Source organism: Streptomyces sp. NPDC002467 (genome assembly GCF_042889825.1).
GTDB lineage: Bacteria > Actinomycetota > Actinomycetes > Streptomycetales > Streptomycetaceae > Streptomyces.
Window position 1 is genome coordinate 296739 of the sequence record NZ_JBIARJ010000005.1, and the last position, 22783, is coordinate 319521.

The 22783-nt window shown below is 70.7% G+C and carries 21 protein-coding genes and 2 tRNA genes; 9 read left to right on the forward strand and 14 right to left on the reverse strand.

Annotated elements, in window-relative coordinates; genetic code table 11:
• Nucleotides 1–44: 44 nt before the first annotated feature.
• The 5 genes from clpX to ACFYYJ_RS13895 all read right to left on the reverse strand — a co-directional run bounded on the left by clpX (nucleotide 45) and on the right by ACFYYJ_RS13895 (nucleotide 4793).
• Complete coding sequence (gene clpX, locus ACFYYJ_RS13875; RefSeq protein ID WP_030026955.1) at nucleotides 45–1331, reverse strand: ATP-dependent Clp protease ATP-binding subunit ClpX; 1287 nt, start codon at nucleotides 1329–1331, stop codon at nucleotides 45–47.
• A 162-nt stretch (nucleotides 1332–1493) separates the two neighbouring features.
• Nucleotides 1494–2162 carry an ATP-dependent Clp protease proteolytic subunit gene (locus tag ACFYYJ_RS13880; protein ID WP_384588417.1) on the reverse strand — a complete coding sequence of 223 codons (669 nt, stop codon included), beginning with the start codon at nucleotides 2160–2162 and terminating at the stop codon, nucleotides 1494–1496.
• A gap of 53 nt (nucleotides 2163–2215) precedes the next feature.
• On the reverse strand, nucleotides 2216–2833 hold the full coding sequence (locus ACFYYJ_RS13885; RefSeq protein WP_376661033.1) for an ATP-dependent Clp protease proteolytic subunit: 618 nt from the start codon (nucleotides 2831–2833) through the stop codon (nucleotides 2216–2218).
• Between the two features lie 330 nt (nucleotides 2834–3163).
• On the reverse strand, nucleotides 3164–4552 hold the full coding sequence (gene tig, locus ACFYYJ_RS13890) for a trigger factor (RefSeq protein ID WP_389131939.1): 1389 nt from the start codon (nucleotides 4550–4552) through the stop codon (nucleotides 3164–3166).
• Between the two features lie 164 nt (nucleotides 4553–4716).
• Nucleotides 4717–4793: transfer RNA gene (locus ACFYYJ_RS13895), tRNA-Pro, on the reverse strand.
• Nucleotides 4794–4962: 169 nt separating this feature from the next.
• On the opposite strand from ACFYYJ_RS13895, the gene ACFYYJ_RS13900 reads away from it, so the two are divergent.
• Together ACFYYJ_RS13900 and ACFYYJ_RS13905 are read left to right on the forward strand one after the other, a co-directional pair.
• Nucleotides 4963–5033, forward strand: a tRNA-Gly gene (locus ACFYYJ_RS13900).
• Between the two features lie 334 nt (nucleotides 5034–5367).
• Nucleotides 5368–5745 (forward strand): cupredoxin family copper-binding protein, encoded by a 378-nt coding sequence (locus ACFYYJ_RS13905; protein ID WP_385366631.1) that lies wholly within the window; start codon nucleotides 5368–5370, stop codon nucleotides 5743–5745.
• 72 nt (nucleotides 5746–5817) lie between these two features.
• Here ACFYYJ_RS13905 and ACFYYJ_RS13910 read toward each other — a convergent pair whose 3' ends face one another.
• The 3 genes from ACFYYJ_RS13910 to ACFYYJ_RS13920 form a co-directional block, all read right to left on the reverse strand.
• Nucleotides 5818–6012, reverse strand: coding sequence for a hypothetical protein (locus ACFYYJ_RS13910; RefSeq protein ID WP_376661036.1), 195 nt, complete (start codon nucleotides 6010–6012; stop codon nucleotides 5818–5820).
• A gap of 135 nt (nucleotides 6013–6147) precedes the next feature.
• The gene (locus tag ACFYYJ_RS13915) at nucleotides 6148–6606 is read right to left on the reverse strand and encodes an HD domain-containing protein (RefSeq protein ID WP_385366632.1); all 459 of its coding nucleotides are present in this window, start codon (nucleotides 6604–6606) and stop codon (nucleotides 6148–6150) included.
• Nucleotides 6603–7991: a pyridoxal phosphate-dependent decarboxylase family protein gene (locus ACFYYJ_RS13920; RefSeq protein ID WP_389131943.1), complete on the reverse strand. Its 1389-nt coding sequence runs from the start codon at nucleotides 7989–7991 to the stop codon at nucleotides 6603–6605. The genes ACFYYJ_RS13915 and ACFYYJ_RS13920 overlap by 4 nt, the downstream gene beginning before the upstream one ends.
• A 93-nt stretch (nucleotides 7992–8084) precedes the next feature.
• On the opposite strand from ACFYYJ_RS13920, the gene ACFYYJ_RS13925 reads away from it, so the two are divergent.
• Complete coding sequence (locus ACFYYJ_RS13925; RefSeq protein WP_389131945.1) at nucleotides 8085–8723, forward strand: DUF4232 domain-containing protein; 639 nt, start codon at nucleotides 8085–8087, stop codon at nucleotides 8721–8723.
• Nucleotides 8720–9322: an AAA family ATPase gene (locus ACFYYJ_RS13930; RefSeq protein WP_385122553.1), complete on the forward strand. Its 603-nt coding sequence runs from the start codon at nucleotides 8720–8722 to the stop codon at nucleotides 9320–9322. Before ACFYYJ_RS13925 ends, ACFYYJ_RS13930 begins: the two co-directional genes overlap by 4 nt.
• A gap of 45 nt (nucleotides 9323–9367) precedes the next feature.
• Here ACFYYJ_RS13930 and ACFYYJ_RS13935 read toward each other — a convergent pair whose 3' ends face one another.
• A complete protein-coding gene (locus ACFYYJ_RS13935; protein WP_389131949.1) occupies nucleotides 9368–10207 on the reverse strand; it encodes an ABC transporter ATP-binding protein in 840 nt (279 codons plus the stop codon).
• A gap of 143 nt (nucleotides 10208–10350) precedes the next feature.
• A complete protein-coding gene (locus tag ACFYYJ_RS13940) occupies nucleotides 10351–11493 on the reverse strand; it encodes a PP2C family protein-serine/threonine phosphatase (RefSeq protein ID WP_384745534.1) in 1143 nt (380 codons plus the stop codon).
• A 117-nt stretch (nucleotides 11494–11610) separates the two neighbouring features.
• Here ACFYYJ_RS13940 and ACFYYJ_RS13945 point away from each other — a divergent pair, with 117 nt between their 5' ends.
• Complete coding sequence (locus ACFYYJ_RS13945; RefSeq protein ID WP_385365909.1) at nucleotides 11611–12852, forward strand: GNAT family N-acetyltransferase; 1242 nt, start codon at nucleotides 11611–11613, stop codon at nucleotides 12850–12852.
• 126 nt (nucleotides 12853–12978) lie between these two features.
• Here ACFYYJ_RS13945 and ACFYYJ_RS13950 read toward each other — a convergent pair whose 3' ends face one another.
• Both ACFYYJ_RS13950 and ACFYYJ_RS13955 read right to left on the reverse strand, forming a co-directional pair.
• The gene (locus ACFYYJ_RS13950; protein WP_389131954.1) at nucleotides 12979–13785 is read right to left on the reverse strand and encodes an Fpg/Nei family DNA glycosylase; all 807 of its coding nucleotides are present in this window, start codon (nucleotides 13783–13785) and stop codon (nucleotides 12979–12981) included.
• A 73-nt stretch (nucleotides 13786–13858) separates the two neighbouring features.
• Complete coding sequence (locus ACFYYJ_RS13955; protein ID WP_385122561.1) at nucleotides 13859–14344, reverse strand: ribose-5-phosphate isomerase; 486 nt, start codon at nucleotides 14342–14344, stop codon at nucleotides 13859–13861.
• 220 nt (nucleotides 14345–14564) lie between these two features.
• Here ACFYYJ_RS13955 and ACFYYJ_RS13960 point away from each other — a divergent pair, with 220 nt between their 5' ends.
• The gene (locus ACFYYJ_RS13960) at nucleotides 14565–16001 is read left to right on the forward strand and encodes an amino acid permease (protein WP_385122563.1); all 1437 of its coding nucleotides are present in this window, start codon (nucleotides 14565–14567) and stop codon (nucleotides 15999–16001) included.
• A gap of 76 nt (nucleotides 16002–16077) precedes the next feature.
• On the opposite strand, the gene ACFYYJ_RS13965 is transcribed toward ACFYYJ_RS13960, so the two are convergent.
• Nucleotides 16078–16680, reverse strand: coding sequence for a biotin transporter BioY (locus ACFYYJ_RS13965; protein ID WP_389131959.1), 603 nt, complete (start codon nucleotides 16678–16680; stop codon nucleotides 16078–16080).
• 288 nt (nucleotides 16681–16968) lie between these two features.
• Between ACFYYJ_RS13965 and ACFYYJ_RS13970 the strand changes: the two genes are divergently transcribed.
• Both ACFYYJ_RS13970 and ACFYYJ_RS13975 read left to right on the forward strand, forming a co-directional pair.
• Nucleotides 16969–18375: an amino acid permease gene (locus ACFYYJ_RS13970; protein ID WP_385122567.1), complete on the forward strand. Its 1407-nt coding sequence runs from the start codon at nucleotides 16969–16971 to the stop codon at nucleotides 18373–18375.
• Nucleotides 18376–18520: 145 nt separating this feature from the next.
• Nucleotides 18521–19177, forward strand: a complete 657-nt coding sequence (locus ACFYYJ_RS13975; protein ID WP_389131964.1) for a superoxide dismutase — start codon at nucleotides 18521–18523, stop codon at nucleotides 19175–19177.
• Nucleotides 19178–19303: 126 nt separating this feature from the next.
• Here the strand turns inward: ACFYYJ_RS13975 and ACFYYJ_RS13980 are convergent, their stop codons facing one another.
• Nucleotides 19304–19951: a DsbA family protein gene (locus ACFYYJ_RS13980; protein ID WP_385122571.1), complete on the reverse strand. Its 648-nt coding sequence runs from the start codon at nucleotides 19949–19951 to the stop codon at nucleotides 19304–19306.
• Nucleotides 19952–20085: 134 nt separating this feature from the next.
• Here ACFYYJ_RS13980 and pepN point away from each other — a divergent pair, with 134 nt between their 5' ends.
• On the forward strand, nucleotides 20086–22641 hold the full coding sequence (gene pepN / locus ACFYYJ_RS13985; protein WP_389131969.1) for an aminopeptidase N: 2556 nt from the start codon (nucleotides 20086–20088) through the stop codon (nucleotides 22639–22641).
• Nucleotides 22642–22783 lie beyond the last annotated feature (142 nt).

The following is a 22783-nucleotide window of genomic DNA, read 5'->3' on the forward strand; positions in this document are numbered from 1 at the left end:
GGGCGCCCCGACCGGGGGCGCCCCTTTCCGCGTTGCCGTGTTCGCTACGCCGACTTCTCGTGCGGTCCCTGGTCCTTCGGGACGATGCGCGGGACCAGCGTCGGGTTGACGTTGGAGCGGACCACGTCCGCCGTGATGACCACGCGGGCCACGTCCTTGCGGGACGGGACCTCGTACATCACCGACATCAGGACCTCTTCCATGATGGCGCGCAAGCCCCGCGCGCCCGTCTGGCGGAGGATCGCCTGGTCCGCGATGGCTTCCAGCGCCTCGCGCTCGAAGTCCAGCTCGACGCCGTCGAGTTCGAACAGTCGCTGGTACTGCTTCACCAGCGCGTTGCGCGGCTCGATGAGGATCTGGAGCAGCGCCTCTCGGTCCAGGTTGTGCACCGAGGTCAGCACGGGCAGACGGCCGATGAACTCGGGGATCATCCCGAACTTCACCAGGTCCTCCGGCATGACCTCCTGGAACTGGTCGCTCGCCTCGATCTCGCGCTTCGAGCGGATCGTCGCCCCGAAGCCGATGCCCTTGGCGCCCGCACGCGACTCGATGATCTTCTCCAGGCCGGCGAAGGCGCCGCCCACGATGAAGAGCACGTTCGTCGTGTCGATCTGGATGAACTCCTGGTGCGGGTGCTTGCGGCCGCCCTGCGGCGGGACGGAAGCGGTCGTGCCTTCCAGGATCTTCAGCAGGGCCTGCTGCACGCCCTCGCCGCTCACGTCACGCGTGATCGACGGGTTCTCGCTCTTGCGCGCGACCTTGTCGATCTCGTCGATGTAGATGATCCCGGTCTCGGCCTTCTTGACGTCGTAGTCGGCCGCCTGGATCAGCTTCAGCAGGATGTTCTCGACGTCCTCGCCGACGTACCCGGCCTCCGTCAGCGCCGTCGCGTCCGCGATGGCGAACGGTACGTTCAGCATGCGGGCCAGCGTCTGCGCGAGGAGGGTCTTGCCGGAGCCCGTGGGGCCCAGCAGCAGGATGTTGGACTTCGCGAGCTCGATCGCGTCGTCCCGGCCCTGCGCGCCGCCGTTCTCGCCGGCCTGGACCCGCTTGTAGTGGTTGTACACCGCGACCGAGAGCGCCTTCTTCGCCGGCTCCTGGCCGACGACGTAGCTCTCCAGGAACTCGTAGATCTCACGGGGCTTGGGGAGTTCCTCCCACCGCACCTCGGAGGTCTCCGCGAGTTCCTCTTCGATGATCTCGTTGCAGAGGTCGATGCACTCGTCGCAGATGTACACACCGGGTCCTGCGATGAGCTTCTTCACCTGCTTCTGGCTCTTTCCGCAGAACGAGCACTTGAGCAGATCGCCGCCGTCACCGATGCGTGCCACGAGGTGCTTCCCCTTCGCCTGGGAGACGCTTGGTTCAGCGCTCCTGGTGCCTCATATCCGACGGTACCTTGCCGGGGGCCCCGTGCGGGGCCCCCTTGACGTGGTTCACATCGCCGAATCCGACGGCGTCCCCACGCCGTCTGACGGCAAGGACGGGCCTTGTCAGGCCCTGTTGGTCTTGCGGGTGGAAACGATCTGGTCGATCAGGCCGTACGCGAGGGCGTCCTCGGCCGTGAGGATCTTGTCGCGCTCGATGTCGTCGCGGATCTTCTCGATCGGCGTCGTCGAGTGCTTGGCCAGCATCGTCTCCAGCTGGTCGCGCATGCGCAGGATCTCGTTGGCCGCGATCTCCAGGTCGGAGAGCTGCTCACGGCCGGTGCCGCCGGACGGCTGGTGGATCAGCACGCGGGCGTTCGGCAGGGCCATGCGCTTGCCGGGGGTGCCGGCGGCGAGCAGGACCGCGGCGGCGGAGGCCGCCTGGCCCATGCAGACCGTCTGGATGTCCGGCTTCACGAACTGCATCGTGTCGTAGATCGCCGTCAGCGCCGTGAAGGAGCCGCCGGGGCTGTTGATGTAGATCGAGATGTCGCGGTCCGGGTCCATCGACTCCAGGCACAGCAGCTGCGCCATGACGTCGTTGGCGGAGGCGTCGTCGATCTGCACGCCGAGGAAGATCACGCGCTCCTCGAAGAGCTTCGCGTACGGGTCGTACTCGCGCACGCCCTGCGAGGTGCGCTCGACGAAGCGCGGGATGACGTAGCGGTTGTCCACCTGCGGGCCGGAGTAGAGGCCGCTCGCGGAGAAGTTGTTCTGCATCTGGGTGTTCACCATCCTGGTGGCGTTCTGCGGGCTGTCGGCTGCTCGGTACTGGCGGTGGGGCGTGATCAGGCCCCGGTGCCGCCGCCGCCCGGCACGTTGGACGCGGCCGAGATGATCTCGTCGATGAGGCCGTACTCCTTGGCCTCCTCGGCGGTGAACCAGCGGTCGCGGTCGCCGTCGCGGATGATCGCCTCGACGGTCTGGCCCGAGTGGAACGCGGTGATCTCGGCCATCCGCTGCTTGGTGCGCAGCAGGTACTGGGCCTGGATCTTGATGTCCGACGCGGTGCCGCCGATGCCGGCGGAGCCCTGGTGCATCAGGATGTCGGTGTTCGGCAGGGCGAAGCGCTTGCCCTTGGCGCCGCCGGTCAGCAGGAACTGGCCCATGGAGGCCGCCATGCCCATGCCGATGGTGACGACGTCGTTCGGGATGTACTGCATGGTGTCGTAGACCGCCATGCCCGCAGTCACGGAGCCACCCGGGCTGTTGATGTAGAGGTAGATGTCCTTCTCCGGCTCGGCGGCCAGGAGGAGGAGCTGCGCCGTGATCTTGTTGGCGATCTCGTCGTCGACCTGCTGGCCGAGGAAGATGATCCGCTCGCCGAGCAGCCGGTTGTAGACATGGTCGCCGAGGCCGCCACCGATGGACGGCTCACCCGCGGCGTAAGGCATCAGATTCGTCACGTATCCACCTGCTCGTCTCCGACGGCCATGTGCCGTCTCAGCGTCTCGTTCTGGGGCGCGGCCCGGCCGGAGCGGAAAGGTCCGCCGGCGTCCGGGTGGTTCCGGGTACTCACGTGCCCTCGTATTCATGGACCCTAACGCGCAGGTCGGACAACGCCATCCCGCTTCCCGAACTGTTCGCTCGGAGCGCAAGGTACGAGGGCCTTGGCGGGGCCGCGCGGGGCCCGGCGCGGGGCCCGCGCCGGCCCCTATGCCGAAGGGCCCGCACGCGACTGCGCACGGGCCCTTCGGGCACTGCTCGGGGTACTGCAGGCAGAGGCTCCTAGGGCCTTACTTGGCCTCGTCCTCGACGACCTCGGCGTCACCGTCGACGACGGCCTCGACGGTCTCGGTCGCCTGCTCCTCGTCCTCGTCGGACAGGTCGACGACCTCACCGTTGGTGTCGGTGACCTTGGCGGCCTCGACGACGACCGCGAGGGCCTTGCCGCGGGCGACCTCGCCGACCAGCATCGGGACCTGGCCACCCTCGACGACCGCCTGGGCGAACTGGTCGGGGGACATGCCGGAGGACGCGGCGCGGCGCATGAGGTGCTCGGTGAGCTCCTCCTGGTCGACGCCCAGCTTCTCCTTGTTGACCAGGGCGTCCAGGACGAACTGGGTCTTGATGCCCTTGACCGCCTGCTCCTTGGTCTCGGCGTCGAACTCCTCGACCGTCTTGCCCTGGAACTCCAGGTACTTCTCGATGGTCAGGCCCATCTGGCCGAGCTGGTGGTGCTCCAGGTTGTGCTTGCGGGTGTTGACCTCGTCCTCGAGCAGCTTCTCGGGGATCGGCACCTCGACGAGCTCCAGCAGCTTCTCCAGGACGCGCTCCTGGGCCTGCGTGGCCTGGTCGTACTGCTTCATGTTCTCGAGGCGCTTGCGGCTGTCGGCCTTGAGGTCCTCGATGGTGTCGAACTCGCTCGCCAGCTGGGCGAACTCGTCGTCCAGCTCCGGCAGCTCACGGGCGGAGACCTTGGTGACCTTGACGGTGACCTCGGCGTCCTTGCCCTCGGCGGAGCCGCCCTTCAGCTGGGAGGTGAAGGTGGCCTCGCCACCGGCCTCCAGGCCCTTCACGGCCTCGTCGATGCCTTCGAGCAGCTCGCCCGAGCCGATGGTGTACGAGACGTCGGAGGCGACGCCGTCGGGCAGCACCTCGCCGTCGACCTTGGCCTCGAGGTCGATGGTGACGACGTCACCCTCGGCGGCGGCGCGCTCGACGTCCTTGGTGGACGCGAAGCGGCCGCGCAGCTGCTCGACCGACTTCTCGACGTCCTCGTCCGAGACCTCGACCGCGTCGACCTCGACCTCGATGCCGGAGTAGTCCGGGATCTCGATCTCGGGACGCACGTCGACCTCGGCGGTGAAGGCCAGCAGCTCGCCGTCCTTCAGCTCGGTGATGTCGACCTCGGGCTGACCCAGCGGGTTCAGGTCGGCCTCGTTGACCGCCTCGGTGTAGAACTTCGGGAGGGCGTCGTTGACGGCCTCCTCCAGCACCGCACCGCGGCCGAAGCGCTGGTCGATGACGCGGGCAGGGATCTTGCCCTTGCGGAAGCCCTTCACCGTGACCTGCTGGTTGATCTTCTTGTACGCCGCGTCGAGGCTGTCCTTGAGCTCCTCGAAGGGCACCTCAACAGTGAGCCGAACCCGAGTCGGGTTCAGGGTCTCCACGGCGCTCTTCACGGTTTGGTCTCCTTGTGGCTGACTGCTGGGGGTCTCCGCCGTCTCGCTGCGATTCAGCGGTTCTGCGGATCGGGCCCGGTACATCAGACACACGGGCACGCAGCTTGCATAGTAACCGCAAGCGGCAATCAGCCCACAACGCGATCTTGCAAACGCGATCTTGTTGGTCGGGGTGGCCGGATTCGAACCGACGACCTTCCGCTCCCAAAGCGGACGCGCTACCAAGCTGCGCCACACCCCGTCGGTGCGACACGTAGGGTACATGCCCGGAGACGCTCCGATGCACGGAGTTTCCCGACCGGTTTTCGACGGCTCCGCGCGCCGGGCCCGAAAGTGGTGTGCGCCGGCCCTGAACGACCCGCTAGGATGCTGTCCGTGCCGCGGTCCCCGTGACCTGCGGCGCGTGCGTTGCGGGTGTAGCTCAATGGTAGAGCACTAGTCTTCCAAACTAGCTACGCGGGTTCGATTCCCGTCACCCGCTCTGAAGCACGAAGGGCCAGGTCAGAGGAGGTTTCCTCGACCTGGCCCTTCGTCGTTCCCGGGGGCTGTGAAGTGGCCGCGTCGTGGTGGGCTGGGGATAGTGGGGGTGAGGACCGGATCCCGGGCGGGAGTTGTTCGTTCCCGGCCGCGGGGGTCGGTGGCGGGCGTGTTGGCCTCGGTCATCGGCGCACCGGTTCTCGGCACCTTCCCGTGAGTCGTCGTGCGGCCGATCACGGCCGTCGCGGCGGTGTGAGAGCCGCCCCGCCCAGGGCGGGCGGACGTGTACCGGATCGGGGCCGGTCGAGACCCATCACAGAATCGTGAGAGGGGTGACCATGTCGTTCACCCGTACCCGGGCAGCAGCGGTCGGCGCCGCTTGTGCCCTGTTCGCCGTCGTCGGCGTCACCAGCACCAGCGCCGCGCCCGCGTCCCCGCCCTCCGTCGCGTCGAGCGTGACGGCCGAGACCACGGAAGTCCACATCAAGGACTTCAAGTTCAACCCCTCGACCCTGACGGTCAAACCCGGCACCAAGGTCACCGTGGTCAACGAGGACTCGACTCCGCACTCCCTGACCGCGTCCGACGGCTCCTTCGACACCGGCAGCATCGCCGCGGGTGCCTCCGGGAGCTTCACCGCGCCGTCCGGGCTCGGCACCTACCCCTTCGTCTGTTCCTTCCACCCGCAGATGACGGGAACGCTCACCGTGAGGTGACCCCGTCGTGTGGGGCTCACGGCCTCTGGCCATCGGATCCGGTGGTCAGGGGCCGCGTTTCGCGCAGCGGGGCTAGAGCTGGATGTTCGCGATCATCGTCGCCAGGGAGTTCAGGAAGCGGTTCACGTCGTCCGCGATCGAGCTCGACGCGAGGAAGAAGCCGAAGAGGGCGGCGACGATGGCGGGGCCCGGCTTGATGTGGTTGCCGCGGATCAGCACCACCAGGATGACCGCCAACAGAACCACCACTGACAGCGAAATGGCCACTACTGATCACACCTTCGGTCGTCCCCTGGTCGGCCCGGGGCGCACAGCCAAGCACACCCCCACATGGACCATCCTCCCACCAACCGGCCCCGGCTATCCGTCTCGTGACGAATCACCATCGTTCCGTTTGTGCGCTCAGGGGGCGGTGAGGCCCAGCAGGGAGCGGACATACGCGTACTTCGCGGACAGACGGTCGCGGGTGGCGGTGTCCAGGACGGAGAGGCGGGCCGGGTCCGCGTTGTGGGCGAGGTCCGCCTCCTTCACCAGGAGGGCGCCGGGGGTGGCCAGGATGCGGGCCGTGTACTCCTCGACCGGTTCGCCGGGGCGCTTGGTGACCGCGAGGACCATGTCCTTCACCGCCTGCGGGAGGTCGGCGGAATCCAGCCAGGTGAGGCTGAGGGCCTCGTCCTCGATCGAGTCGTGGAGCCAGGCGGCCGCCTGCTGTTCGGGGCTGCCGCCGCGCAGCCGGACGCCCTCGGCGACGGCCGCGAGGTGCTCGGCGTACGGGCGGCCGGCCTTGTCGGTCTGGCCCTCGTGCGCACTGCGTGCGAGGGCCTCGATCTCGAGGAGGGTCAGGGGTCGGGCCGCCGTCATGTGAGGTCCTTCGCTGCCGTACGGAGGGCCTCGGCGGCCCGGCGTACGTCCGTGTCCGTGGTACGCCAGTTGGAGAACGCGGCGCGCAGGGCGGGGGTTCCCGCGTGGACGGTCGGAGTGAGGAAGACCTCGGGCGTGACCGCTTCCCGGAGGGCGGTGAGGCGGGCTTCGGTGGGGGCTTCGGCGAGGGTGAAGCAGACGACGTTGAGGCGGACCGGGGCGAGGAGGTGGAAGGAGGGGTCTCCCGAGAGGTGCTCGGCCAGGGATCGGGCGCAGGCGATGTCGCGTTCGACGATCTCGCGGTGACCCCGGCGGCCGTAGGCGCGGAGCGTGAACCAGGCGGCGAGGGCCCGCAGCCGGTGCGAGTTCTCCGGGGTGAGGTGGACGAGGTCGGGGTGTTCGCCGAGGGGGCCCAGGTAGGCGGCGGAGTTGGCGAAGACGCGGGCCTGGAGGTCGCGGCGGCGGGTGAACTGGACGGCGCTGTCATAGGGGACGTTCAGCCACTTGTGGAGGTCGACGCAGACGGAGTCGGAGGCGTCGAGGCCGTCGGTGAGGTGGGCGTGGTCCGGGGAGAGCGCGGCGAAGGCTCCGAAGGCGGCGTCGGTGTGGAGCCAGAAGTCGTGGCGTTCGCGGAGTGCGGCGATCGCGCGGAGGTCGTCGAAGTCGACGGTGTTGACGGTGCCCGCGTTGGCCACGACCACGGCCGGGCCGGGGGTGTCGGCGAGGGCCCGGTCGAGGGCGGCGGGGTCGACGGCCTCCCGGCCCGGGAGGGTGGGGACCTGGACGAGGGAGTTGCGGCCCAGGCCGAGGATCGAAAGGCCCTTGGCGATGGAGGAATGGGGGGCGCCGGACAGGACCCGTACGGGGCCCAGGGCGGCGGCGCCGTCGTCGGCCGGGGAGACGCCGAGGCGTTCGCCGAGCCATTCGCGGGCGATCGCGAGGCCGGTGGTGTTGGACATGGTGGCGCCGCTGACGAAGGTGCCGGTGTGGGCGTCCGAGAGGCCGAAGAGCTCGCGGAGCCAGGTGGTGGTCTCGCGTTCCAGGTCCTGTCCGGCGCCGTCGAGGGCGGAGTTGGAGTTCTGGTCGTGCGCGGCGGTCAGCCAGTCCCCGGCGAGGGCGGCCGGGGTGGCGCCGCCGGTCACGAAGCCGAGGTAGCGGGGGCCGGCGGAGGCCGACAGGCGGGGCTCCCAGCGCTCGCGGAAGGCGGCGAGGGCCGCCTCCGTGCCGTCGCCGTGGTCGGGGAGCGGCTCGGGGGCGTGCGGTGTCCCGGCCGGCGGTACGACGGGACGCGCGTCCAGGGTCCCGAGGGCGTCGGCCGCGGCGCGGCGGGTGGCTTCGAGGAGTTCGGGGAGCCGGGCGAGGTCTGCGGCGAGCGTGCGGTCCATGGGGGCACGGTATGTGCCGCCGGGGGGCGCGGGGGCGGGCCAATCCGGGGTGAGTGGCCCGGTTCGCGCCGACGGCCGTCGTAGGGTCGGAGGATGATCGCGAAGCGGTGGGTGCGGGGCGCTGTGGGGGTCGTGGCCGTGTCGGGAGCGTTGGTGGGGGTGGCGGGCTGCGAGACGCCTCCGCCGCCCCGGGCCGCGCCGGGGCCGACGGGCGTACCGGGGCCGGCGCTCCGGCCGCCGTCGCCGAGGCCGTCGTCGCCGAGGCCGTCGTCGGCGCGGCCGTCGCAGCCGGCGTGTCCCGAGGGCGGGGTGCGGCTCGTCGAGGGGGACGGGGACGCCGCGATGGGCCTGCGGGTCGCCGAGGTCAGGCTGGTCAACTGCGGCGCGCAGCCGTACGTACTGGAGGGGTATCCGCGGCTGTCGCTGCGGGACGACGGGAACCAGCCGGTGGAAGTGGCCGTCGAGCACGGGGCGGCGGGCATCACCACCGGGGTCCCGAACGTGGACGCGCCCCCGGAGTGGTTGACCCTCGCGCCGGGGCAGGCCGCCTCGGTGGCGATGGTGTGGCGCAACCTCGTCACCGATTTCTCGGCGCCGGCGGTGTCGGGGCGGACCGTGGAGATCGAGCCCCGGTCGGGTGCGCCCCTGCTGTCCCTCCGGTTGGCGCGGCCCGTGGACCTCGGGAACACCGGGAAGCTGGGGCTCGGTCCGTGGAGGGCGGTGGCCCCGTGATCGTGTGGCTGAACGGTCCCTTCGGGGGCGGGAAGACGCAGACCGCGTACGCCTTGCACCGGCGGCTGGCGGGGAGCGTGGTGTGCGATCCGGAGCACGTCGGGTTCGGGCTGCACCGGATGACCCCGGCCGCGCTGCGCGGGGACTTCCAGGACCTGCCCGCATGGCGGCAGGGGGTGTTCGAGGTACTGGACCTGGCGGCCGCGCGGCACCCGGGTGTGGTCCTGGTGCCGATGACCGTCACGGAGCCGGCGTACTTCGCGGAGACGGTGGGTCGGCTGCGGGAACGGGGGCACGACGTACGGCACTTCGCGCTGCTCGCGCGGCGGGAGACCGTACTGCGGAGGCTGCGCGAGCGGGGACTGGGCCGAGGGCTGAAGCGGGAGAGCTTCGCGGTGGCCCGGCTGGACGGGTGCCTGGCGGCGCTCCGGGAACCGGAGTTCGCGGAGCACCTGGAGACCGACCGGCTGACGGTGTCGCAGGTCGCGGACCGGATCGCCGCCTCGGCGGGCCTGAACCCGGCCCCGGACACCGACGGGCCCTTGCGGGGGCGCCTGCGGCGGGCGCTGGTCGGGGTGCGGCACATCCGCTTCGACTAGGCCGTCTCTTCCGGATCTTGCCTCACCCGCGCCGCCCGACGCTGCCTAGGCCGCCGCGGCTCTCGTGTGGATCGGGGACGTGAGGGTGGTCATGCGGGCCGCGATCGTCGGGGCCGGGCTGCGCGGGAGGCGGTCGGCGATGAGGCCGTCGGCGAGGAAGAGCACCTGGTCGGCGTGGGCGGCGGCGGCCGGGTCGTGCGTGACCATGACGATGGTGGCGCCGAGGGAATCCACTGCGGACCGCAGCAGGCCGAGTACTTCCGCGGCGGTGGTGGTGTCCAGGGCGCCCGTGGGCTCGTCGGCGAAGACCACGTCGGGGCGGGTGACCAGGGCCCGGGCGATGGCGACGCGCTGCTGCTGGCCGCCGGAGAGTTCGGCGGGGCGGCGGCGCCCCTTGCCCTCCAGGCCGACGCGGGCCAGCAGGTCGGCGGCCCGGGCTCGGTCCTGGCGTCCGCCGGCGAGCCGCATCGGGAGCAGCACGTTCTGCTCGACGGTGAGGGACGGCAGGAGGTTGAAGGCCTGGAAGACGAAGCCGAGGCGGCTGCGCCGCAGCTCGGTGAGCTCGTTCTCGTCCAGGCCGGTGATCTCGGTGCCGCCGAGGCGGACGGAGCCCTCGGTGGGGAGGTCGAGTCCCGCGGCGCACTGGAGGAAGGTGGACTTCCCGGAGCCGGAGGGCCCCATCACGGCGGTGAAGCTGCCGCGCGGCAGGCTGAGGTCGATCCCGCGCAGCGCCTGGACGGCGCCGGCGCCGCGGCCGTACTCGCGACGTACCCCGCGGAGCTCGACGGCGGCGGTGGTGGCGGCGGCCGTGGTGGTGGTGTCGTACGTGTCGGGCGACGCCTGCGCCGGGCCCTCGTTGCGCTGCCTGCTCCGTCGGAGCCCCATGGTGTGCCGCCTTCCGTGCCGCGTGCCGCGTGCCGTCGTGTCCGTGTCGGTGTCGGTGTCCGTGTCCCAGACGCTACGGATCACCGCGCGGGCCCGACATGGCGCGAACCGGCGGACGCGCGGTGGGGCAAACCCCACCCCGGTCAGGGGGAGCGGCGGATCAGCAGGAGGGCCCTGTCGTCGTTGACGTCCTTCGCCACCTTTTCGATCAGGTGCCACGTCGCGCCCTCCCAGCCCGCCGCGACGTACCGGTCCGCCTCGCCCGTCAGACGGTCGATGCCCTCGCTGATCTCGCGGTCCGCCGTCTCGACCAAGCCGTCCGTGAAGAGCATCAGGACGTCGCCCCGGCGCAGGTTGCCGCGGGTGGGGGTGAACTCCGCGCCGTCGTAGACGCCCAGGAGAGGACCTTCGCCGGTCTTCTCCTGCCAGCGGCCCGTACCGGCGGATAGCTGGAGCGCGGGGAGGTGCCCGGCGGAGAGGAGTTCGTAGTCTCCCGTCTCCAGGTCCAGGACGAGGTGGATGGAGGTGGCGAAGCCCTCCTCCCAGTCCTGGCGGAGCAGGTACCCGTTGGCGGCGGGCAGGAAGCCGTGCGGGGGCAGGGCGCCCAGGAGGCCGCCGAAGGCGCCCGAGAGGAGGAGCGCCCGGGAGCCCGCCTCCATGCCCTTGCCGGAGACGTCGGTCAGGACGATCTCCAGGGTCCGGCCGCCGTTCGTCCGGGCCGCGACCACGAAGTCGCCGGAGAAGGACTGGCCGCCCGCCGGGCGCAGGGCCATCTCGCGGTGCCAGCCGCGCGGCAGGGCGGGCAGCTTGCTCTGGACGCGGATGCGTTCGCGCAGGTCGAAGAGCATGGTGCCGCCCCGCCGCCACGGCACGCCGACGCGGCTGCGGAACTGGGCGATGACCAGGCCGAAGAACCCGCACGCCGCCACCACCAGGACGGTGCCGGGCGTGACCCGGGCGGGCCCCTGGGTGTACGGGCCGAGGACCAGGGCCTCGACGATCAGTGCGGCCGCGGACGCCGCGTAGAGGGCCAGGAGGCTCGCGGGGCGCAGCAGCAGGCCGCCGGCGACGATCGGCAGGACGAGGGCGGACGGCGAGAACCAGACGGGCAGCATCATCGTGCCGCAGGCGATCGCGGGGACGGTGAGCAGCAGCCCGACGAAGGCGAGCCAGTCGGAGGCGTCGCCCCGGAAGTAGTCGACGGCGGATTTGCGCAGGGCGGTACGGGCCCGGTGCGACAGCATGCGCGCCCGGGCCGTGAGCGTCTCCACACGTGCTCCGGCCATTGCTTCGGGACCCTATCCATGTCGGCTGTGTGTGCGCAGGGGTACCCCCGCACCGAGGGACTTTCACCGCTCGAAAACATGTCGACTGGGGCGTAATGCCCTGGTAAGGATGGCCATATGGCTCTTGAGACGCGCGTATTGCAGGCCGATGAGTGGGATGTCTGGTACGACCACCTTGAACTCGCGTTCGGCGGAGTGCCCGAATCCCCCGCGGAGCGGAAGCTCTATCGGCGGCTGACGGAGACGGAGCGGTCGCTGGGCGTCTGGGACGGTCCGGTCTGCGTGGGCTCGGCGGGTGCCTTCACCTTCCGCCTCTCCGTCCCCGGCGGCGCGCTCGTCCCGACGGCGGGCGTCACGATGGTGGGCGTCTCCCCCACCCACCGCCGCCGCGGGATCCTGACCTCGCTCATGCGGCGGCAATTGGACGACATCCGGGCGGGTGGCGAACCGCTCGCCGTGCTGACGGCCTCCGATCCGGCGATCTACGGGCGCTTCGGATACGGCACCGCGACCTACGCCCTTTCCGTGGACATCGACACGACCCGCGTACGACTTTCCGTACCGCCGGGGACGGACGGGGTGACGGTACGTCTGGCCGATCCGGCGTCCGTACTGGACGACTGCGAGCGGGTGTACGCGGAGCTGCTCGCGGGCCGCCCGGGCATGCCCGCCCGACAGCCGGGCTGGGAGCACCTGCCGCTGCTGGACGCGCCCGCGATGCGGGGCGGCGGGTCGCCGCTGAAGTGCGTGGTGGCCGAGCGGGAGGGCGCGGGCGGCGGGGTGGTGGGGTACGCCCGATATCGGGTGAAGCCGGAGTGGGACCCGTCCGGTTCCGACGGGAAGGTCGAGGTGACGGACCTCGACGCGCTCGACCCGGCGGCGTACGCGGCGCTGTGGCGCTACCTGTTCGGGATCGACCTGACGTGGACGGTACGGGCGCACGGGCGGCCGGTGGACGATCCGGTGCTGCACCTGGTCAGCGACGTGCGGAGGTCGCGGCCCGGCGTACGGGACTCGCTGCACGTGCGGCTGGTGGACCTGCCGGCGGCGCTCGGAGCGCGGACGTACGGGGCCGCGATGGACGTGGTGATGGAGGTCGAGGACGCGTTCTGCCCGTGGAACGCGGGGCGGTGGCGGGTGGTCGCCGACGCGAAGGGCGCCGCGTGCGTGACGCGGAGCGAGGAGGCGGCGGAGGTGGTGCTGTCGGTGCGGGAGCTGGGGGCGGCGTACCTGGGCGGGGTCACGCTCGCCTCGCTGGCGGCGGCGGGGAGGGTCGCCGAACTGCGTCCGGGGGCGGTGCGGGAGGCTTCGCGGGCCTTCGCCGGTGACGTGGCTCCTTGGCTGCCGCACGGGTTCTAGCCGGCCCCCGCCCACCGCTGCGCGGGGCCGTCCCCTACCCGCCCTTCCACCGTTTCCCCGGGCTCCGCCCGGACCCGCCCTGGGGCTCCGCCCCAGAGCCCGCGCCTCAAACGCCGGCGGGGCTGGTCAGCGTTGCTGACAGGTCGGGCACCAGAAGAGGTTGCGGGTGGCGAGGTCGGCGGTGCGGATCTCGCCCCCGCAGATGTGGCAGGGCATGTTCGCCCTGCGGTAGACGTACACCTCGCCGCCGTGGTCGTCCACCCTCGGCGGGCGGCCCATCGCCTCCGGCAGGTGTTCGTCGCGGACGGTGTCGATGCGGTTGTTGCGTACGCCCTCCCGCATCAGGGCGGCCAGGTCCGCCCACATCGCGTCCCATTCCGTACGGGTGAGGTCCTTGCCCAGCCGGTACGGGTCGATGCCGTGCCGGAAGAGGACCTCCGCGCGGTACACGTTGCCGATGCCCGCGACCACCTTCTGGTCCATGAGCAGCGCGGCGACGGTGGTGCGGGAGCGGGATATGCGGGCCCAGGCGCGGTCCGGGTCGTCGGCCGGGCGCAGGGGGTCCGGGCCGAGCCGGTCGTGTATCGCCTTCTTCTCCCCCTCGCCGATCAGCTCGCAGGCGGTGGGGCCGCGCAGGTCGGCGTAGTGGGATTCGTTCAGCAGGCGCAGCCGGACCGTGTCGGTGGCGGGCGGCGCCGGGGCGGGGCCGAAGCCGAGTTTGCCGAAGAGGCCCAGGTGGATGTGGATCCAGGCGTCGCCGAGCTCCAGGAAGAGGTGCTTGCCGTGCGCCTCGGCGCTCTCCAGCTCGCGCCCGTCGAGCAGGGCCGCGCTCTCGGCGAAGCGGCCCTGCGGGCTGCTGACCCGGACCGGGCGGGCGGCGAACCGCTCGGCGTGGTCCTGCGCGAGGCGGTGGATCGTATGCCCCTCGGGCACTGCGGGCTCCTCGAAGTCGTCAAAGGAAACGGCCGTGCCGCCCGCTTCGCGGGTGGCACGGCCGGAAGCGGAATCAGCCCTGCGGGTGGTGCGCCGGGATGGGGGGCAGCTCGCCGGTCTGCTCGTACGCCGAGAGCATGTCGATGCGGCGCGTGTGGCGCTCCTCGTCGGAGTACGGGGTCGCGAGGAAGGCCTCGATGAAACCGACGGCCTCGTCCTGGGTGTGCATGCGGCCGCCGACGGAGATGACGTTGGCGTTGTTGTGCTCGCGGCCCAGCTTCGCGGTCTCCACGCTCCAGGCGAGGATGGCGCGGACGCCCTTGACCTTGTTCGCGGCGATCTGCTCGCCGTTGCCGGAGCCGCCGATGACGATGCCGAGGCTGTCGGCGTCCGCGGCGGTCTTCTCCGCGGCGCGGAGGCAGAACGGCGGGTAGTCGTCCACCGCGTCGTAGATGTGGGGCCCACAGTCGACGGGCTCGTGGCCGTTGTTCTTGAGCCAGTCCACGAGATGGTTCTTCAGCTCAAAGCCTGCATGGTCGGATCCGAGGTACACGCGCATGGAACGAGTGTGGCACGAGAGCCCCCGGCGGAGCTCGGCAGGGTGTCGCGTAAGTCACTTCTAAAGCTCAAGTAAACCCAAAGAACCCAGATGGGACGGGTCGGGACCAAGGTCCTGGACGTTCGTCCCAGGGCAACGTTACGGATTGGGGTCTTCCGCCTTACGTTCATCTCAGGTTTGAATGCCGGGGCTCGCAACCCGAGAACCTAAGGATCCGTCCATGACCTCCACGACGACCCTTCAGAAGGAAGGCGGCCCCACCGGCCACCCCGGTGACGGCCTGCCCTCCGACGGTCTGAAGGCCGGTCTCAAGAACCGCCACCTGTCCATGATCGCCATCGGCGGTGTCATCGGCGCCGGCCTCTTCGTCGGCTCCGGCGGCGGTATCGCCAAGGCCGGTCCCGCCATCCTGATCTCCTACGCGCTCGTCGGCGCGATGGTCGTCTTCGTGATGCGGATGCTCGGCGAGATGGCGGCCGCCAGCCCGAACTCGGGCTCCTTCTCCGCCTACGCCGACCGCGCGCTCGGCCGCTGGGCCGGCTTCTCCATCGGCTGGCTGTACTGGTTCTTCTGGGTCGTCGTCCTGGCCGTGGAGGCCACCGCCGGCGCCTCGATCCTGGAGGGCTGGATCCCGGCCGTCCCGCAGTGGGCCTGGGCCCTGATCGTGATGGCGGTCCTGACCGCCACGAACCTCGGCTCCGTCGCCTCGTACGGCGAGTTCGAGTTCTGGTTCGCGGGCATCAAGGTCGTCGCCATCGGCGCCTTCGTGATCATCGGCATGCTGGCCGTCTTCGGCGTGCTGCCCGGCTCCCACAACCCGGGTGCGGGCTTCGCCCACCTGACCGACGCGGGCGGCTTCTTCCCCAACGGCTACGGCGCCGTCCTCACCGGCGTGCTGATGGTCGTCTTCTCCTTCATGGGCAGCGAGATCGTCACCCTCGCCGCCGGCGAGTCGGAGAACCCCCGCAAGGCGGTCACCCAGGCCACCAACTCCGTCATCTGGCGGATCGGCGTCTTCTACCTCGGCTCGATCTTCATCGTGCTGACGCTGCTCCCCTGGAACGACAAGTCGATCACCGAGAAGGGCTCGTACGTCGCCGCCCTCGACTCGATCGGCATCGCGCACGCCGGCACGATCATGGAGGTCATCGTCCTGACCGCCGTGCTGTCCTGCCTGAACTCGGGCCTCTACACCGCCTCCCGCATGGCCTTCTCGCTCGGTGAGCGCGGCGACGCCCCCAAGGCGTTCGCCAAGGTCAACTCGCGTGGTGTCCCGGTGGCCGCGATCCTCGGCTCCACGGTCTTCGGCTTCGTCGCCGTCTACTTCAACTACGCCTTCAAGGACACGGTCTTCACGTTCCTGCTGAACTCGTCGGGCGCCATCGCGCTCTTCGTCTGGCTCGTGATCTGCTTCACGCAGCTGAGGATGCGCGGGATCCTGGTCCGCGAGGCCCCGGAGAAGCTGACCGTGAAGATGTGGCTCTTCCCGTGGCTGACCTGGGCCACCGCCGCACTGATCATGTTCGTGATCGGCTACATGTTCGTGGACGACGCCAACCGCGAGGTGGTCACCCTGTCCACCCTGGTCGCCGGCCTGGTCGTGGCCGTCGGCGTGGTGCTGGACTTCCGTCGCAAGCGGGCCGCCCTGCAGGGCTGACCCGTTGTCGGACGCGCACGAAGGAGCCCGGCCCGCCTGTGAGGCGGGCCGGGCTCCGGTGCGTCGGGCACGGCTCTCAGCCGCGGCGGCCCGCCAGCTTCCAGGCGGCCGGCAGGGCGCCCATCGCGAGGGCGGCCTTGAGCGCGTCGCCGATCAGGAACGGGGTCAGGCCCGCCGCGACGGCGGCGCTCGCGGACATGCCGGTGGCGGCCATCAGGTACGGCACGCCCACCGCGTAGATCACCGCGGAGCCCAGCACCATCGTGCCCGCGGTACGCAGGACCGAGCGGTCGGCACCGCGCCGTGCGAGGGCGCCGACGAGGGTGGCGGCCAGCAGCATGCCGAGCACGTACCCGAAGGAGGCTCCGCCCGCCCCCGAGGTGCCGCCCGCGAACCACGGCACGCCGGCCATGCCGACGAGCGCGTACAGGGCGAGCGACAGGAAGCCGCGGCGTGCGCCGAACGCCGAGCCGACGAGCAGCGCCGCGAAGGTCTGGCCGGTGACCGGGACCGGGGAGCCGGGGACCGGTACGGAGATCTGCGCGGCCAGCCCGGTGAGCGCGGCGCCGCCGACGACGAGCGCGACGTCGCGGACGCGGCTCGCGGGCAGCAGGTCGGCGAGGACGGCGCCGGGCCGGAAGGACACGGAAGCGGCGGGGGCTGCGGAAGCGGTGCTCATCGTTGGCTCCGGGAGGGGTGAGGGGTAGAGCGGGACGATCACCGACGCTATGGGGCCGCCGGGCCCCGTCCCACCGCCGCCCGACACAAAGCCGTACCGGCCGGTTTCGTGGGAACCACACAAAGGATGCGATCAACGCCCCGGTCGGGGTGATCCGCATCACTGGGAAGATCTGTCAGCACGTCCGTTTTGCACACGACGGTTCCGCTCGGGGAGACTGTAGGGTCCCGCCAACCTGATGCGGAGCCCCCACCGCCGCCGGGCCCAACGAGAGTACGAGCACCCCTCATGCGCGAGCGCCTGTCCGAAGTCCCCCCGCCCCCTCCCCCGACGTCCGAGCTCCCCCCGGAACCCCTCAGCCACAGCCTCAAGCAGCGCCATCTGACGATGCTGGGCCTCGGCGGCGTGATCGGCGCCGGGCTCTTCGTGGGCTCCGGGGCCGGCATCGGCATCGCCGGTCCCGCGATCGTCTGCTCCTACCTGCTCGCGGGCGTCCTCGCGATGCTCGTGATGCGGGCGCTGGGCGAGATGTCGGCGGCGATGCCCGCCTCGGGCTCGTTCTCGGTGTACGCGGAGAAGGCCCTGGGGCGCTGGGCCGGCTTCAGCGCGGGCTGGCTGTACTGGTTCCTGCTGGTCGTGGTGCTGGCGGTGGAGGCCACCGGCGCGGCGAAGATCGCGAACGGCTGGGTGCCCTCCGTCGACCAGTGGGTCTGGGTGCTGCTCTTCATGGTGGTCTTCACCGTGAGCAACCTGGCCGCCGTGAAGAACTTCGGCGAGTTCGAGTTCTGGTTCGCCGCGCTCAAGGTCGGCGCGATCGTGCTGTTCCTGATCCTCGGCACCCTCGCGATCTTCGGCCTGCTCCCGGACACCGATCCGGTGGGCCTGGCCAACCTCACCGGCCAGGGCGGCTTCTTCCCCACCGGCATGGGCGGCGTGGTCGCCGGCATGCTCGCCGTCATCTTCGCCTTCGGCGGCCTGGAGGTCGTCACGATCGCCGCCGCCGAGTCGGACGACCCCGCCCGGTCCGTCTCCCGCGCGGTGCGCAGCGCCGTGTGGCGCATCCTCTTCTTCTACATCGGCTCGATGCTGGTCATCGTCACGCTCCTGCCGTGGGACTCGCTGGAGCCGGGCCAGAGCCCGTACGTCGCCGCCCTCGACTCCATCGGCATCCCGGCGGCCGGCCAGATCATGAACATCGTGGTGTTCGTGGCGCTGCTGTCGGCGCTGAACGCGAACCTGTACGGGTCCTCGCGCATGATCTTCTCGCTGGCCGAGCGCGAGGAGGCGCCCAGGGCGTTGCTGAAGGTCTCGGGTGGCGGGGTGCCGCGCCGGGCGGTGTTCGCCTCGGTGGCCTTCGGCTTCGTGTCGGTCGTGCTGAACCTGCTGTGGCCGGACACGATCTTCCTGTACATGCTCAACGCGGTCGGCGCGGTACTGCTGTTCGTGTGGGCGCTGATCGCGGTCTCGCAGCTGAAGCTGCGCCGCCGGATCGAGCGGGACATGCCGGAGCGGCTGACCCTGCCGATGTGGCTGTTCCCGTACGCCACCTGGTGCGCGCTGCTGGGCATGGCGGCGGTGCTGATGCTGATGCTGTTCGACGACTCGGCGCGGCCGCAGCTGCTGTGGTCGGCGGGCGCCGCCGCGGTGGTGCTGGTGGTGGCGTGGATCCGCGAACTGCGGGAGCGCCGGTCCTGAGCGGACGGACGACGCGAGAGGTACGGCCCGGGACGGTAGTCCCGGGCCGTACCCGTTTGCGCGCCCTGGAATACATGCTGCTAGCGTGCAGTTGCGCATTAATTGCAATAAGCGATTGGCACGCCGAGGGGACCGGACAACACGCATGGCCATCTACACGCTTCCCGAGCTTCCGTACGACTACGCGGCGCTCGAGCCCGTGATCAACCCGCAGATCATCGAGCTGCACCACGACAAGCACCACGCGGCCTACGTCACGGGCGCCAACAACACGCTGGAGCAGCTGGCGGAGGCGCGCGACAAGGAGAACTGGGGCGCGCTGAACGGCCTGGAGAAGAACCTCGCGTTCCACCTCTCCGGCCACATCCTGCACAGCATCTACTGGCACAACATGGCGAGCCCGAAGACCGGCGAGGGCGGCGGCGTACCGACCGCGGCCGACGGTCTGGGCGACCTGGCCGACGCGATCACCGAGTCCTTCGGCTCCTTCGAGAAGTTCAAGAAGCAGCTGACCTTCGCCTCCTCGGCCACCCAGGGCTCCGGCTGGGGCGTGCTCGCGTACGAGCCCGTCAGCGGCCGTCTGGTCGTCGAGCAGGTCTACGACCACCAGGGCAACGTGGGCGTGGCCAGCACCCCGATCCTGGTCTTCGACGCCTGGGAGCACGCCTTCTACCTGCAGTACAAGAACCAGAAGGTGGACTTCATCGAGGCGATGTGGAACGTCGTCAACTGGCAGGACGTGGCCGGGCGGTACGCCGACGCCAAGGCCAACACCCCGCTGCTGATCCCCGTCAAGGGCTGATCAGCGCCTCGCAGCCCGTCCGCCTCGTGATCGTCTTCTCAACCTTCGCCGGCGGGCGTGTTCAGCGGAAAGCCCCCGTGAGGACGTGACTCACGGGGGCTTCCTGCGTCTTCTTCTCCGGGCGGGCTACTCGAAGGAGGGGCCCTTGGTGCGGGTGCGCTTGATCTCGTAGAAGCCGGGCGTGGAGGCGACCAGCAGCGTGCCGTCCCACAGGCGGGCGGCGGCCTCGCCGCGCGGGGCGGGGGTGACGACCGGACCGAAGAAGGCGACTTCCTCGCCGTCGGCGCCGGGCACGGAGATCACCGGGGTACCGACCTCCTGGCCGACCCGGTCGATGCCGTCGTTGTGCGAGGCGCGCAGCACCTCGTCGTACTCGTCGGAGTCGGCGTAGGCGAGCAGTTCGGCCGGCAGGTCGAGCGCCGCCAGGGCCTCGGCGATGACCTCGCGGGTCGGGCCCTTGGCCTCGTTGTGGATGCGGGTGCCGAGCTCGGTGTACAGCTTGCCGGTGATCTCGTCGCCGAACTTCTGCTGGGCGGCGATCACCACGCGCACGGGGGCCCAGCCCTTGGGGCCGAGCAGTTCGCGGTAGGTCTCGGGCAGTTCGTCGAGGCGGTTCTCGTTCAGCACCGCGAGGCTCATCACGTGCCAGCGGACCTCGACGTCACGGACCTTCTCGACCTCCAGCATCCAGCGGGAGGTCATCCAGGCCCAGGGGCAGAGCGGGTCGAACCAGAAGTCGACCGGGGTCTTCTCGCGCACCTGGGTGTCGGTCATGTCTCTCCTCAGTCTCCGTCTCGAAAAAAGGCAGCACTGGCTGACGTTCTGTGTCCCCAACCAGGACCGGGGCGCGCGCATTCCCCCGTGGCAGGATTCGTCACAAGAACACGATGACGCACGAAGGAGTGCACGTGCCCGGAGAGAACCTGTCCCGTGAGGAGGCCCGCGAGCGGGCCGAACTGCTGTCCGTCGACGGGTACGAGGTGGTCCTCGACATCAGGTCGGCCGTGGAGGACGCCGATCCCGCCGAGGGGCCCCGCACCTTCCGCTCGGTGACCACGATCCGCTTCCGGGCCGCCGCCTCCGGCACGTCCACCTTCGTGGACCTCATCGCCCCCTCCGTGAACTCCGTCACACTGAACGGCCGGTCGCTCGACACCGCCGCCGTGTTCGACGGCGCGCGGATCGCGATCGACGACCTGGCCTCGGAGAACGTCCTGGTCGTCGACGCGAACTGCGCGTACAGCCGCACCGGCGAGGGCCTCCACCGCTTCGTGGACCCCGAGGACGGCGAGGTCTACCTCTACACCCAGTACGAACCGGCCGACGCCCGGCGGGTGTACGCCAACTTCGAGCAGCCGGACCTGAAGGCGCCGTACCGCTTCGAGGTGACCGCGCCCGGGGGCTGGCAGGTCTGGAGCAACGGCGCGGAGGAGTCCCGCGAGGGAGGCGTGTGGCGCTTCGCCGAGACCAAGCCGATCTCGACGTACATCACCTGCGTCGTCGCCGGTCCCTACCACTACGTGACGGACACCTACACGCGCGGGGACCTGACGATCCCGCTGGGCGCGATGTGCCGCAAGGGGCTCGCGAAGCACTTCGACGCGGACGACGTCTTCCTCGTCACCAAGCAGGGCTTCGACCTCTTCCACGAGATCTTCGACTACCCGTACCCCTTCGGGAAGTACGACCAGGCCTTCGTGCCCGAGTACAACCTGGGCGCGATGGAGAACCCGGGGATGGTGACCTTCCGCGAGGAGTACATCTTCCGCGGCAAGGTGACGCAGGCCTCCTACGAGCGGCGCGCCAACGTCATCCTCCACGAGATGGCGCACATGTGGTTCGGCGACCTCGTCACCATGAAGTGGTGGGACGACCTGTGGCTGAAGGAGTCCTTCGCGGACTTCATGGGTTCCTTCGGTCTGGTGGAGGCCACCCGCTTCGACCAGGCGTGGGTCACCTTCGGCAACAGCCGCAAGGCGTGGGCCTACCGCGCCGACCAGCTGCCGTCCACGCACCCGATCACGGCCGACATCCGTGACCTGGAGGACGCGAAGCTGAACTTCGACGGGATCACCTACGCCAAGGGCGCGGCGGTCCTGAAGCAGCTGGTCGCCTATGTGGGGCGGGAGGCGTTCCTGGAGGGCGCGCGCCGCTACTTCAAGGCGAACGCCTACGGGAACACCACCCTGGACGACCTGCTGTCGGTGCTCGCCGAGGTCTCGGGGCGGGACATGGCGGAATGGTCGCGGGCCTGGCTGCAGACGGCGGGCGTGAACGCGCTGACCCCGGTGCCGACGTACGACGCGGGCGGGCGCCTGACGGAGGTGGCCGTGCTCCAGGAGGGCGACGAGCTGCGCCCGCACCGGGTGGCGGTCGGCCTGTACCGGCTGGAGTCCGACGGCCGCCTGGTCCGCTACGCGCGGGCCGGGGTGGACGTGGCGGGGTCGCGGACGGTCGTCGAGGAACTGGCGGGTCTGGAGCGCCCGGACCTGATCCTGGTCAACGACGAGGACCTGACCTACTGCAAGGTCCGCTTCGACGAGGGCTCGCTGGAGACGCTGCGCGGGCACCTGGGCGACCTGACCGACCCGCTCGCGCGGGCGCTGTGCTGGTCCGCGCTGTGGAACCTGACGCGGGACGGCCTGATGCCGGCGCGCGCCTTCCTCTCGCTGGTACTGGCCCACGCGGGCCGGGAGACGGACGTCGGCGTGCTCCAGATGCTGCACGCGCAGACCCAGACCGCGGTCACCCACTACTCGGCGCCCGACCGGCGCGAGCAGGCGGGCCGGGAGCTGGCGGCGGGCGCGCTGCGCGAACTGCGGCTGGCCGAGCCGGGTTCGGAGCACCAGCTGACGTGGGCCCGCTTCTTCGCGGCCGGCGCAGCGACCGAGGGCGACTTCCAGCTGCTGCTGGGGCTGCTGGACGGCTCCGCCCTGATCGACGGGCTGGAGGTGGACCAGGAGCTGCGCTGGGACTTCCTGCTGCCGCTGGCCGCGCACGGGGCGGTGGACGAGGGCGTCCTGGCCGCGGAGCTGGCGCGCGACGACACGGCGTCGGGCAAGCGGCACCAGGTGCGGTGCCTGGCGGCGCGGCCGTCGGCGGCGGTGAAGGACCAGGCGTGGGCGGCGGTGGTCGAGTCCGACGCCCTGTCGAACGCGCTGGTGGAGGCCACCATCTCGGGCATGCAGCAGGCTTCCCAGCGGGGGCTGTTGGCGGCCTACGCGGAGCCGTACTTCTCCGTGCTGGAGCGGATCTGGTCGGAGCGGTCGATCCAGATCGGCATGGTCGTGGTGAAGGGGCTGTACCCGTCGCTCCAGGACCCGGAGTCCACGGTCGCGGCGACCGACGCGTGGCTCTCGGCCCACGCCGACGCCGCGCCTGCCCTGCGCCGCCTGGTGCTGGAGTCGCGGGACGACCTGTCCCGCGCCCTGCTCGCGCAGCGCCGCGACGCCGCGGCGGGCTGACCTCACCGGGGGTTCGGGGCCCGTCCCCGAACCCCCGCTCCTCGAACGCCCGGGGGGGTGGCCCGTCGAGGCCCGGGGGGGGGAGGGGGGGGGGGGTGCGGGGCGAAAGCCACGGCGGGAGCGAGCAGCGCGCGAGCCGCGG